The organism is Nannocystis punicea, from assembly GCF_026965555.1.
GTDB lineage: Bacteria > Myxococcota_A > Polyangia > Nannocystales > Nannocystaceae > Nannocystis > Nannocystis punicea.
This window is the reverse complement of record NZ_CP114040.1, coordinates 11189587-11201818: the sequence shown is the minus strand read 5'-3', so window position 1 is coordinate 11201818 and position 12232 is coordinate 11189587. Positions and strand designations below refer to the sequence as shown.

Below are 12232 nucleotides of genomic sequence, written 5' to 3'. Positions count from 1 at the left end.
AGAGCTTTTTCACGGTCGTGCGCCTGCGGCCCGGTTGCACCGCCTGGCTTGCGCGGTTAGCGTTGCCGCCGATGTCGACCCCACGCCACCTGCTCCGCCGTTCTGCGGTCTTCGCCCTGTTCGTCGCGCTCGCCTCGTCCCCGCTCGCCTGCAAGAAGGGCGCCGACACGGCCGGTCCCGACGCCGCGGGCGGCACCGCCGACCAGGCCGCGGGTCTGGAGCTGCGCTACAAGGAGCCGCCGTTCAAGCTCAAGACCGACGTCAAGTTCTCGTTCAAGGCCACCTCGCCGCAGGGCGTCAACGAGGCCTCGGGCGACCTCTCGGGCGTGCTCGACGTGAGCGACGCCGGCGACAAGGTCAAGGTCGGCCTGTCGGTCACCGAGGTCCGCGACTTCGTCGTCGGCAAGGACATGATGCCGCCGCCGAAGGAGGGCGAGACGCCGGTCGACCCCAAGGTCGCGGTCCAGAGCTTCACCGGCGCCTTCGTCGCCGACATGCGCGGCGAGCTCGACGAGGCCGGCACCAAGGCGCTGCCGGAGACCGCCGCCGCCAAGGAGAAGAAGGGCGTCGAGGCCGCGGTGGCCGGCTTCGCCACCGGCGTGCTCGGCCTGCCCGAGCTGCCGAAGGTCCCGCTGGTCGAGGGCAAGACGGTCGAGACCACCGAGCGCAAGGACGAGAACCTGCAGGGCCTGGTGATCCCGGTCGACACCACCAGCAAGTTCACCCTGGTCAAGATCGACAGCTCCTCCGGCAAGCGGGTCGCCGAGGTCAAGGTCGAGTCCGAGTCGTCCGGCGCGGTCGAGCAGGGCAAGCAGATGATCACCCTCGACGTCGCCGCCGAGGGCACCGTCCTGTTCAACCTCGACGACCAGCTGCCGGTCCGCCGCACCTCGTCGTCGACCACCAACATCTCGGCCGGCCAGGTCGGCATCGAGATCGTCAACAGCATCGACTCGAGCTTCGCGCCCGCCTGAGCTCGCCAGGGCTCGCGTCGCCACGACCGAGCTCATCGTTCCACGAGGTCGCCATGACCGAACCAGTCCGCGCCGTCGTGCTCCTCAGCGGCGGCCTCGACTCGACCACAGTGCTCGCCCTCGCCGCCGCCGAGGGCCGCGAGACCTACGCCCTCAGCTTCCGCTACGGCCAGCGCCACGAGGTCGAGCTCGCCAGCGCCGCGCGCCAGGCGACCCGCTTCGGCGCCCGCGCCCACGAGGTCGTCGATCTCGCCCACCTCGGTCGCCTGGTCGCCGCCGGCACCTCGCTGCTGCGGGCCAGCAGCGAGGCTGTCCCCAAGGACAGCGAGGCGGCCGCGGGCGAGATCCCCAGCACCTACGTGCCCGCGCGCAATACCCTGTTCCTCGCCTACGCGCTCGGCTGGGCCGAGGTCCTCGGCGCCGGCGAGATCTGGGTCGGCGTCAACGCCGTCGACTACTCCGGCTACCCCGACTGCCGCCCGCAGTTCCTGGCCGCGTTCGAGCGCCTCGCCGCCGAGGCCACCCGCGCCGGCGTCGAGGGCAAGCCGCTGCACGTGCGCGCCCCGCTGATCAGCTGGTCGAAGAGCCAGATCATCCAGGCCGGCCGGGCCGCCGGCGTCGACTACGCCGACACGGTGTCCTGCTACGACCCTCGCGTGGAGGACGACCTCCCGCGCGCCTGCGGCCGCTGCGACAGCTGCCGCCTGCGCCGCGACGGCTTCACCGCCGCCGGCGTGCCCGACCCGACGCGCTACGTGTGACGCGCGACCTGTCCGTAAGGACAGACCTGAAAGACCTGTCCGTTCGGATAGCCCTCTCCAAAAATTTCTGTCCGAGCGGGCAGGCTCCTGGCGCCTGTCTGCTCGGACAGAATGTCCCCCGCGCGGCGGTCCCGCCGGTCCGCGTCGACAGGTGCTCGCCTGTCTCTTCGGACAGGCGAGCACTCCCGCGGCCGCGCGTCAGAACTCGCGCACGCCGGGGATGACGTCCTCGGCGGGCTTGGGCTTGCTGTTGTCCTCGTCCTTCTTGGACTCGAAGGTGTTGTGGTCCTCGGGGAAGTGGCCGGACCAGTAGAGCAGGCGGCCGCAGGACTCGCAGGCGGGGATCTCCCGGCCCTTGAGCAGGCGGGTGTACATGATGTGGGGGATGACCATCTTGCAGGCGGTGCAGCGCTCGCGGTGGGCCGCGACGAACGCGACCCCGTGCAGCCGCTTGCGGATCCGCTCGTAGGTGGCGAGCGTCTCGCGGTCGATGTCCTTGACCAGGCGGGCGCGGATCTTCTTGGCCTTGTCGATCGACTCGCTCAGGCGGGCCTGCTCCTCGCCGAGCTTGGCCTTCTCGGCCTCGGCGGTCTGACGCAGCCCCTGCAGCTGCGTGTCCATCTTGGCGATCTGGGCCTCGGTCTTGCTGACCGCTTCTTGCAGCTTGCCGATCTCGCCGGTCCGGGTCTGGACCATGCGGCGGGTGGTCTCGAGCTCGCGCTGCTGCGCGTTGAGCTCGCGTGCGGTCTTGATCGCGCCCAGCTTGGCCTTGCTGCTGCGGATCAGGTCCTCCTCGTCGTGGAGCTGCATCTCCTGCCGCTGCTGGAACGACCGCGTGTCGTCGAGCTTGTTGCGCTCGGCCGAGAGCATCTGCTCGAGCTTGTGCAGGTCGGAGTCGAGGGCGACGATCCTGCTGGGGATCTCCCTCAAGCGCCGCTCCATCAGGGTGAGGCGACGGTCCTGTCGCTGGAGCGTACGAAGGGCGGGGATTTGCGGGTGGATATCTGTCATGGGGACGCCTGTGGGTGGGCCCACCTGGGCTTGAACCAGGGACCAACCGGTTATGAGCCGGCCGCTCTGACCGACTGAGCTATGGGCCCGTGCGACGCTGGGGGATCGTCTTGTCCAGAGTAGGTAACGGAGGGCGGGGACGTCAAACTCGTGGGTGTCGCGCGTTCGCCGCAGGCGCGCCTTCCGCTGCCTGAGACGGCCGCCCCGGGGGCCCGCGCTGGGGCAGCTCGGTGCATCGTGTTAGTCTGCGCGACCCGTGGCCACAGACGCCAGCGAACTCAGCAAGGGCGGCCTTTCTCTCGGCTTTGCCAAGCTCTTCTTCCTGCTCGCCGGCTACGCCGTCTCGATCGCCCTGACCCGCCTTGTGCCTCCAGGGACGTTCGGCGATTACACGGTCGTCAGCCAGATCATCGCCATCCCGAACATGGTGCTGATCCAGACGCTGCTGTTCGCGGTCAGTCGTCCGATGTCGGCCGAGTACGACGCCGGCCTGCCGTCCTACGACGGCCTGCGCCGGCGGGGTTTCCGCCTCGCCGGCGTGCTCGGCGGCCTCGTCGCCGTCATCTTCATCCTCGGCGCCGACCCGCTCGCCGTCCACGCGCTCAAGGATCCGTCGCTGGCCGGCGCGCTGCGGGTGGTCGGCATCATCCCGCTGATCTACGCCGCCTACGCGGTCAACGTCGGCACCCTCAACGCCGTCCGCAAGTTCCAGTTCCAGGCCGGCCTCGACATCTTCATGGCGATGACGAAGACGACGCTGATCATCGGCGCCGCCGCCATGGGCTTCGGGCTGGCCGAGATCCTCGGCGGCTTCACGTTCGCGTCGCTGCTGGCGTTCGGCCTGTCGATCGTGTTCGTCAGCCGCTGCCGCCCGCGCACGACCGGCGGCGCCGCCGGCCCGCTCCCGGCCATGGCCGAGTTCACCGGCCTCCTGCTCGTGTTCACCGCCGGCGTCAACCTGCTGCAGGCGCTCGACCTGGTGCTGCTCAAGCAGTTCACGGCCTCGCAGGCGCAGAAGGACGCGGTGGGCTTCTACTCGAGCGCGAACCTGGTCGCGCGCGTGCCCTACAGCATGATGAACGCGGTCAGCCTGGTGATGTTCCCGCTGATCGCGACGCTGCAGGCCCAGAGCGACCGGGCGCAGATCCAGCGCTACGTGACCGCGACGGCCAAGGTCAGCGTGTTCCTGCTGTGCTTCATGAGCAGCGTCGGCGCCGGCGCGGCGCCCGAGGTCCAGCGGCTGCTGTTCCCGGCCGCCTACGGCGAGGCCGCCGGCGAGCTGCGCCTCCTCGTGTGGGGCATGTCGGGCTACTCGCTCACGGTCACCGCGGCGTGGATCTTCAACAGCACCCGCCGCTCGAAGCTGGCGCTGCTGCTGATCGCGGTGCCGCTGGTGGTCGTCAGCGCGGCCGGCCTCGTGCTGGTCCCGCAGAGCTTCACCTCCGGCGCGGCCACGGCGGTGGCCATCGGCGGGGCCGCGGGCGCGGTCGCCAGCCTGGTGGCGCTGGCCCGCAGCCTCGGGGCCGCGCTGTCGCCGGTGTACCTCCTCAAGCTGCTGGCCGCGGTCGCCCTGGTCGAGGCCGCCTCGCGCTCGTTCGCGCCGACCGGCAAGCTCCTCATCGTCGTCAAGCTGGCGCTGCTCGCCGTCGTCTTCCTCGGCGCCGTCGCCGTCACTCGCGCCGTCACGCCGGCCGAGCTCCGCGAGCTCCGCAAGAAGCGTGCTCCTTAGGACATGTCCCAAAAGCCCTGGCTCATCATCTCCAAGCCGCTGCGGCCGCCGTTCCGCGACGGCAGCACCGTGCTGCTGCGCGACCTGGTGCTGCACATGCCGGAGGGTCGGTCGCTGGCCTACCTCGGCGACCCGGCGGCGCCGCTGCGGCCCGCCGGCGACCGGGTGATCGGCGCGCCGCCGGCCGGCTACGCGCCGACCATGACCGACAAGCTGCGGGCGCTGGCGGCCATGCTGCGTCACCCGGGCATGCCGGTGCACCTGTCCTTCACGCCAGGCAAGGCCACCGCCGCGGTGGTGTCGCTGCTGCGGCGGCTGCAGCCGCGGCGGCTGTTCGTGCAGAGCTTGATGTCGTCGCACGGCGCCGAGGCCTGGACCCCGCTGCTGCGGCCGCTCGACGCGGTGGTCGCCCTGTCCCACGGGACAGCCCGGCGCCTGCGCGACGCCGGCGTGCCCGAGAGCAAGATCGCCACCATCCGCCCGGCGGTGGCGACCACCGCCGCCGATCACCCGAGCGAGGTCGCGGGGCGGAGGCGCCTCCTGTACGCCGGCGACCTCGACGGGGAGATCGCCGCGCGCCTGGTCGCGCTCGCCCGCGCCACCGCGGCGAGCGGCTGGTCGCTGACGATCGCCTGCCGGCCCAAGGCCGAGGGCGACGCCGAGGCCCGCGCCGGCCTCCAGCGCGAGCTCGCCGGCGAGCTCGCCGCGGGCCGCGTCGAGCTCCTGGCCGAGGTCGCCGACATGGACGCGCTGTACCGCCGCAGCGCGCTGCAGCTGTTCGCCGCCACGCACACGCGCAAGAAGGTCGACCTGCCGCTGGCGCTGCTCGAGGGCCTGGCGCGCGGGGTCCCGGCCGCGATCGTCGAAGTCTCGCCCGCCGCCGAGCTGCTGCACGTCGGCCACGACGCCGGCCTGCGCGCCGGCCTGGCCGCCCCCGCCGAGCCCGACGCGTTCGCCCGCGCGATCGCCGAGGTCGTCCACGGCGACACCGTCGCCTCCTGGTCCGAAGCCGCCGCCGCCCTGGCCGCCCGCGAGTTCTCGCTGACCCAGATGGCCGGCCGCTACGACGCGCTCTACCGCGACCTCGAGAGCAAGCGCCGCAAGTAACGCCTGTCCTTCGGGGCAGGTTTGTCGCGGTCCGGCCGCCGTCGGACATGTCCATTGCGACATGTCTACCAGGACGTTGATTGAAGGCCTGCGTTCGCGCAGATCCGACCTGTCCCTTGCGACATCTGCCACGCACTCGGCTCTTCCGCCGCTTGCCGCGCTTCTTGTCGCCCTCGCGCAGCACCGCGAGGAACGCCCGCAGGCTCGCGGGCACGTGGCGCGCGGCCGGGTAGTCTGTCCCTTGCGACATCTGCGCTCTCAGCTCTTGCGCCGCTTGCCGCGCTTCTTGTCGCCCTCGCGCAGCACCGAGAGGAACGCCCGCAGGCTCGCGGGCACGTGGCGCGCGGCCGGGTAGCCTGTCCCTTGCGACATCTGCCGCGCTCTCAGCTCTTGCGCCGCTTGCCGCGCTTCTTGTCGCCCTCGCGCAGCACCGCGAGGAACGCCCGCAGGCTCGCGGGCACGTGGCGCGCGGCCGGGTAGTAGAGGCACAGGCCGGGGTAGGGGGGCGTCCAGTCGTCGAGCACGCGGACGAGGCGGCCGGCGGCGAGGTCGTCGGCGACCGACCACTCGCTGAGGAACGCCAGGCCGGCGCCCTGCAGGGCCGCCTGGCGGTGCAGCTCGTCGTCGCCGAGCGTCAGCCGGCCCTTCACGTCGAGCGCCAGCTCCTCGCCGCGGCGCTCGAACTCCCACCGGTACACCACGCCGCTGGCCATGCGCAGGCGGATGCAGTCGTGCTGCAGCAGGTCCGCGGGCAGCTTGGGTCGCGGACGGCCGGCGAAGTACGCCGGCGAGCCGACCACCGCGAAGCGCACCGGCCCGCCCAGCGGCACCGCGACCATGTCGGGCGCGACCAGGTCGAGCTCGCGCACGCCGGCGTCGAAGCCCTCGGCGACGATGTCGATCAGCCGATCTTCGGTCACCAGATCGACCTGCACCTCCGGGTAGCGGCGCAGGAACTCGAGCACCGGCTCGAGCAAGATCCACCGGGCCGCCCCGCACGACGCGTTGAGCCGCAGCCGCCCGCGCGGCGTCGAGCGGAAGTCGTCGACCGCGGTCATGGCCCCGGCGATCTCCTGCAGCGCCGGCCGCACGCGCGCGAGGAAGTGCGACCCCGCCTCGGTGAGCGACACGCTGCGGGTCGTGCGGTGGAACAGCCGCACGCCGAGCCGCTGCTCGAGCCCGGCGATCGCGTGGCTCAGCGCCGACGGCGACAGCTCCAGCTCGAGCGCCGCCGCGCGGAAGCTGCGGTGCGCCGCCACGGCCACCACCGCCTCGAGCTCCATCAAGCCGGTGGTCTTCTTCATTGTGCGAAATTCTGCATCAATGCATCGCAGATTGCACGGATTGTCGCCCGCCGGCCCGGGGACTACTTCTGGGCCCACCATGACCCGCACAGTGATGATCACCGGCACCTCCACCGGCTTCGGCCGCGCCACCGCCCACCGCTTCGTCCGCGCCGGCTGGAACGTCGTCGCCACCATGCGCTCGCCCGAGCGCGAGGCCGAGCTCGGCGCCCAGCCGAACGTCCTCGTCACCCGCCTCGACGTGCAGGACCCGGCCAGCATCGCCGCGGCCGTCGACGCCGGCCAGCAGCGCTTCGGCGGCCTCGACGTCCTCGTCAACAACGCCGGCTTCGGCCTGTTCGGGCTGTTCGAGGCCAACAGCCCGGCCAAGGTCCGCGAGCAGTTCGACGTCAACGTGTTCGGCCTGATGGACGTCACCCGCGCAGTGCTGCCGCACTTCCGCGGCCGGCGGCGCGGCGCGATCGTCAACATCACCTCCGGCGCCGGCGTGTTCGGCCTGCCGATGGTCTCGCTCTATACCGCCAGCAAGTTCGCCGTCGAGGGCTTCTCCGAGAGCCTCGCGTGGGAGCTCGCCTCGCAGAACATCCGCGTCAAGCTCGTCGAGCCCGGCGGCGTGCTCGAGACCAACTTCGGCCGGCGCAGCGGCGAGGAGGCGACGCACGCCGTCGATCTGCCCGACTACGCCGCGTTCCTCGCCCACGCCGGCGCCGTCTTCGAGGGCCTGCGCAGCGATCGCCGGCTGGCCACCGCCGCCGACGTCGCCGAGGTGATCTTCACCGCCGCCACCGACGAGAGCGACCGCCTGCGCTACGTCGCCACGCCCGACATCGTCCCGCTGGTGTCCGCGCGCCGCGAGACGTCGGAGGAAGCCTACATGGCCCTCATGCGCGAGCGCTTCGGCCTCCGCGCCGGCGCGAGCGCGAAGGCGGGGTGATCCGCGCGAGCGCGTCGGCGAGGACGCAAGCGCGTATGCACGAGCTCGTCGCCGCCCCGGCTCTTGCCGCGATCGTCAGTCGTCCCCGCGGGCAGGTCCGACGGCTCGCCGAGGACATGTTCTGTCGAGCATGTCGCATGGGACATGTTCTTCGGGTCTGCCGTACGGTCGGTCCGGTCCGTGCGAGTCGAGCCATCAGCCGCTGAGGCCTCGGACCTCATCCGATGAGCCGTTCGTGGCCGGCAAGTCGGCGCGCTTCTGGTTGAAGTCCAGCGGCGCGTGCCCCGGTCGGTCGAAGCCGCGGACGGCAAGGACATAAAGCTCCTGGGCGCTCGCAAGCGGCGCCGTTCCGGGCCGCTTGGCCTCTACAGGCCGATTTGCTAGCCTTCACGGAAGATGCGACCCGCCCTCGCAGCGCTCGTGCTCGCCGTCGCGGCTTGCGGCGACGCTGCGAGCATGTCGGGTTTTTCGACCGGCCCGGGCGTGACGACGGCGCCGGTCGGCTCGAGCACGTCGAGCAGCAGCAGCACGGGCCTCGACTCGACGTCGATGGCGGCTGGTAGCAGCACGGAGGGCAGCAGCACGGGCGCAGGCAGCAGCGGCGGCGACGGGCCAAAGCTCGACATGTCCGTGCCCGATGGCGGCGCTGGCCCGCCGCTCGGGTGCGCCGGGAAGATCGACTTTTTGGTGATCGTCAGCGCAGACGGCACGATGAAGGACCAGCAGAAGCAGTTGATCGCCAGCTTCCCGCAGTTCATCGCGGCGATCGACGCCCAACTCCCCGAGTTCGACGTCCACATCCTCTCGGCAGCCTCGCACACGCTGTGGGCCTTCGACGACTGCGCCGACTGCAACGGCCCGAGCTGCGATCCCGCAGCTGGGTTGCCGTTCTGCGGAGTGCAGCCAGAGTTCTGCGACAAGGGCAAGCTCGGGGCGAGCGTCACCTTTCCAGTCGGTGAGAATGCATCGAATCGGCGCTGCGATCTCTACGGGGGCAACCGCTACATCGTCAGCGGGGAACCGAACATGGCCGAGATGTTCGCCTGCATCGCCCAGGTCGGGACCTCCGCTGGAGGAGTCGTCGCGGAAGCGATGGTGCGTGCGATCGGGCCCGACTGGGTCGAGGGTCCGAACAAGTGCAACAAGGGGTTTCTTCGCGACGACGCGCTCCTTGTCGTGGTGTTGATCAAGGACACATTCGATACGGAGTCCGAAGGTACGCCGGAGAGCTGGATCGGGGCGCTGCGCGAGGCCAAGCACGGCGACGACGACGCGTTCGCCGTGTTGGTCCTGGCTACCGACGCCGACGACGGCTACGGCGAGCACCTGTGCCAAGTGTGGAGCGGAGATACAAACCCGCTGCGCGTGCTCGCCAACAGCATCGAACACGGCTTTATTGGTTCGATCTGCGCCGAGAGCTTCGCGCCGTTCTTCACCGAGACGATCGAGCACATCGTCGACATGTGCGAGAACTTCGTCCCGCCTGGATAATGATCATGGATGGTGGATGTTCTCTCGGGATGCGCCCCGCCCTCGCAGCGCTCGTGCTCGCCGTCGCGGCTTGCGGTGACGCTGCGAGCATGTCGGGTTTTTCGACCGGCCCGGGCGTGACGACGGCGCCGGTCGGCTCGAGCACGTCGAGCAGCAGCAGCACGGGCCTCGACTCGACGTCGATGGCGGCTGGTAGCAGCACGGAGGGCAGCAGCACGGGCGCAGGCAGCAGCGGCGGCGACGGGCCAAAGCTCGACATGTCCGTGCCCGATGGCGGCGCCGGCCCGCCGCTCGGCTGTGCCGGCAAGATCGACTTCTTGGTGTCGGTCAGCGCCTCGGGCACGATGCTGAACCAGCAGAAGCAGCTGATCGCCAGCTTCCCCGAGTTCGTCGAGGCCATCGAAGAGCAGTTGCCCGGGTTCGACGTCCACATCCTCTCGGCAGCCTCGCACGCGCTGTGGGCCTTCGACGACTGCGCCGACTGCAACGGCCCGAGCTGCGATCCCGCGGCTGGGTTGCCGTTCTGCGGGGTGCAGCCCGAGTTCTGCGACAAGGGGAAGATCGGCGCGAGCGTGACGTTCCCGGTCGGCAAGAACGCCTCGAACCGCCGGTGTGACCTCCACGGCGGCAACCGCTACATCATCAGCGGCGAGCCGAACATGGCGGAGATGTTCGGCTGCATCGCCCAGGTCGGGCTCACGGGGGGTAGTCGCGTCGCGGAGGCGATGGTGCGCGCGCTCGGACCCGAATGGGTCGATGGGCCCAACAAGTGCAACAAGGGGTTTCTTCGTGACGACGCGCTCCTCGTCGTGGTCCTCATCAAGGACACGTTCGACGAAGAATCCGCAGGCACGCCGGAGAGCTGGATCGCAGCCTTGCGCGAGGCCAAACACGGCGACGACGACGCTTTCGCCCTGTTGGTCCTGACCACGGACGCCGACGACGGCTTTGGAGAGCACCTCTGCCAGGTGTGGAGCGGGGACACGAATCCTTTGCGCGTGTTCGTCAACGGGGTCAAACACGGCTTCATCGGCTCGATCTGCGCCGAGAGCTACAAGCCGTTCTTCACCGAGACGATCGAGCACATCGTCGAGATGTGCGAGGACTTCGTTCCCCAGCAGTAGGGAACCGAGCTCGCAGGTGGTGACGGTGCTTCATCACCATGCTGGTTACGGTGAACAATCAAGGATGATGGACGCGCACGACGGCGTGACGCTTGCCTTTTTCGCTGCGGTATCCGCCCGATGCGCAGAAGCCCCGCGAATCACAGGATGCTGCAGCCGCTTCGTCTTCCCCTGGAGCCCCATTCTCGTACCAGATCGGGAGTCCGCCCGACCGGGCTGCAGCGATGGCGAAAGCGTCGAGCTGGCCCGGAGCGCGAAAGCCGACGCCGATGATCTTTCCCTCGCGATCGCAAGCAACGCTGGTGAACTGCGCCGCCGTGATAGCGAACGGCTGCGGCTCGATGAACGTGCCGTCGCGCTCGAACCACTGCAGTAGAGGTTGTGGAGCATCGTCGACGAGGTCGCGGCGCCAACCCGCGGCCACGAGCTCATCGCCGCAAGTCGCAACTGCGCTGGCGGTATCGCGATTGAAAGCAGCGCCGGGCGAGGTCCAGGGAAGGCCCTCGCGTCCGCTGACCGGATTCATGCGGACAAGAAAGGTGCGATCGTAGACTTGCAAATCCGAGCTCTTGAGCTCGCGTTCCCCGACGGCGAGGGCGAAGCCCGAGAGCGGCTCGAACACGACCGCTCGCAGCCGTTCGCTGTACATGTTGTCGACGTCGGGGTCGAACTCCGCCACAGTGAACGGCGCCTTTAAAAAATCAGGCGGCAGCTCGGTCCCGTCGGGCTTGTACATCCAGATCGCCGCGTCGGTCGGGCTCGGGTCCGCGGTGGAGCGGCGCCAGCCGACCGCGAACACGGCGGCTTGCGGCGTGGGCGACACCGCGACCCCGGCGATCTCCTCGCCGAGCTGGCCGAAGCTCTCCCACAGCAGCGAGCCCTCCGAGTTCAGCTTCGCCAGGTAGCGGCGCGGCGTGATGCCCTCGAGCGCGAACCCGGCGACCAGCAGGTTGCCGTGCTCGTCGAGCGCGACGGCTGTCCCTTTGGACATCTTATTAAAGAGCCCACCGACGCCCTGGCGCGGCCAGCCTGGCAGCACCTCGCAGTGATCGCGGCCCAGCTTCCACAGCGTCAGTCGCGGGCCGGAGCCGGTGTCGCGCGTGCCCACGGCCACGATCGCCTCGTCCGTGTAGGCCAGCCCCGCGATCATGCTCAGCGACACGCTCGCGTCGGTCTTGTCGGTTTCGAACAGGCACTTCTCGGTGCCGGAGGCCGGCACGTCGACCGTCAGGGTGACCGAGGCCGGCGCGCTCTCGAGGCCGTCGGCGTCGACGGCCACCGCCTCGAACGTGTGCTGGCCGTCATGCGCCTCCGACAGCACCTCGAACGGGCGCGGAAAGTCGGCGGGCGTGAGCTCGGCGGCCGGTTCGTCGTCGCGGCGGAGGCGGATTGTCACGGCGTCGGCGCTGGCGCTGAGGTGGAGCAGCGCGGTGCCCGCCTCGTCGACGTGGGGCGGGCTCACGCTGAACACCTCGATCACCGGCGGCGTGTGGTCGGCCGCGGTGCTCCCGGGCAGGGAAGCCGTCTCCTCCGGAGCGGAGCTGGCGACCGCCCCCGTGACTGTCTGGATCCCCCCGCTCGCGAGCTCGCCCGTCGTGCCCGGCCCGGCGCTGCTGCTGGCCTCCAGGCTGGTGTCGGAGGTGGTCCCGCTCGTCGTCGGGAACAGGGCCGAACCTGTCGCCCACACCTCGTCGAAGCAGCCCGAGCCGAGCGTCACCACGAGCAATAAAGTAGTCCTTGACCTCATGTCGTGAGCCCTGCGGCGTCCTGCCGCGCTGTTCATGGCATATACCACGA

The 12232-nt window shown here is 70.2% G+C and carries 10 protein-coding genes and 1 tRNA gene; 7 read left to right on the top strand and 4 right to left on the bottom strand.

Annotated features, from left to right (window positions below):
- Positions 1 to 71: 71 nt before the first annotated feature.
- Both O0S08_RS42890 and queC read left to right on the top strand, forming a co-directional pair.
- Complete coding sequence (locus O0S08_RS42890) at positions 72 to 974, top strand: hypothetical protein (RefSeq protein ID WP_269035317.1); 903 nt, start codon at positions 72 to 74, stop codon at positions 972 to 974.
- 53 nt (positions 975 to 1027) lie between these two features.
- Positions 1028 to 1735: a 7-cyano-7-deazaguanine synthase QueC gene (gene queC / locus O0S08_RS42885; protein WP_269035316.1), complete on the top strand. Its 708-nt coding sequence runs from the start codon at positions 1028 to 1030 to the stop codon at positions 1733 to 1735.
- A gap of 198 nt (positions 1736 to 1933) precedes the next feature.
- On the opposite strand, the gene O0S08_RS42880 is transcribed toward queC, so the two are convergent.
- Together O0S08_RS42880 and O0S08_RS42875 are read right to left on the bottom strand one after the other, a co-directional pair.
- On the bottom strand, positions 1934 to 2665 hold the full coding sequence (locus O0S08_RS42880; protein ID WP_269035315.1) for a zinc ribbon domain-containing protein: 732 nt from the start codon (positions 2663 to 2665) through the stop codon (positions 1934 to 1936).
- Positions 2666 to 2761: 96 nt separating this feature from the next.
- Positions 2762 to 2835: transfer RNA gene (locus tag O0S08_RS42875), tRNA-Ile, on the bottom strand.
- Between the two features lie 167 nt (positions 2836 to 3002).
- On the opposite strand from O0S08_RS42875, the gene O0S08_RS42870 reads away from it, so the two are divergent.
- Together O0S08_RS42870 and O0S08_RS42865 are read left to right on the top strand one after the other, a co-directional pair.
- Positions 3003 to 4475: a lipopolysaccharide biosynthesis protein gene (locus O0S08_RS42870; protein ID WP_269035314.1), complete on the top strand. Its 1473-nt coding sequence runs from the start codon at positions 3003 to 3005 to the stop codon at positions 4473 to 4475.
- 3 nt (positions 4476 to 4478) lie between these two features.
- Positions 4479 to 5582 carry a glycosyltransferase gene (locus tag O0S08_RS42865; protein ID WP_269035313.1) on the top strand — a complete coding sequence of 368 codons (1104 nt, stop codon included), beginning with the start codon at positions 4479 to 4481 and terminating at the stop codon, positions 5580 to 5582.
- Positions 5583 to 5965: 383 nt separating this feature from the next.
- On the opposite strand, the gene O0S08_RS42860 is transcribed toward O0S08_RS42865, so the two are convergent.
- Positions 5966 to 6886, bottom strand: a complete 921-nt coding sequence (locus O0S08_RS42860; protein WP_269035312.1) for a LysR family transcriptional regulator — start codon at positions 6884 to 6886, stop codon at positions 5966 to 5968.
- A gap of 79 nt (positions 6887 to 6965) precedes the next feature.
- Between O0S08_RS42860 and O0S08_RS42855 the strand changes: the two genes are divergently transcribed.
- From O0S08_RS42855 to O0S08_RS42845, 3 genes are all read left to right on the top strand, one after another.
- Entirely contained in the window at positions 6966 to 7820 is an 855-nt protein-coding gene (locus O0S08_RS42855; RefSeq protein ID WP_269035311.1) for an SDR family oxidoreductase, read from the top strand.
- A 396-nt stretch (positions 7821 to 8216) separates the two neighbouring features.
- Positions 8217 to 9311, top strand: coding sequence for a hypothetical protein (locus O0S08_RS42850; RefSeq protein ID WP_269035310.1), 1095 nt, complete (start codon positions 8217 to 8219; stop codon positions 9309 to 9311).
- 89 nt (positions 9312 to 9400) lie between these two features.
- On the top strand, positions 9401 to 10435 hold the full coding sequence (locus tag O0S08_RS42845; RefSeq protein ID WP_269035309.1) for a hypothetical protein: 1035 nt from the start codon (positions 9401 to 9403) through the stop codon (positions 10433 to 10435).
- 58 nt (positions 10436 to 10493) lie between these two features.
- Here O0S08_RS42845 and O0S08_RS42840 read toward each other — a convergent pair whose 3' ends face one another.
- Positions 10494 to 12182: a hypothetical protein gene (locus tag O0S08_RS42840; RefSeq protein ID WP_269035308.1), complete on the bottom strand. Its 1689-nt coding sequence runs from the start codon at positions 12180 to 12182 to the stop codon at positions 10494 to 10496.
- Between the last annotated feature and the right edge of the window lie 50 nt (positions 12183 to 12232).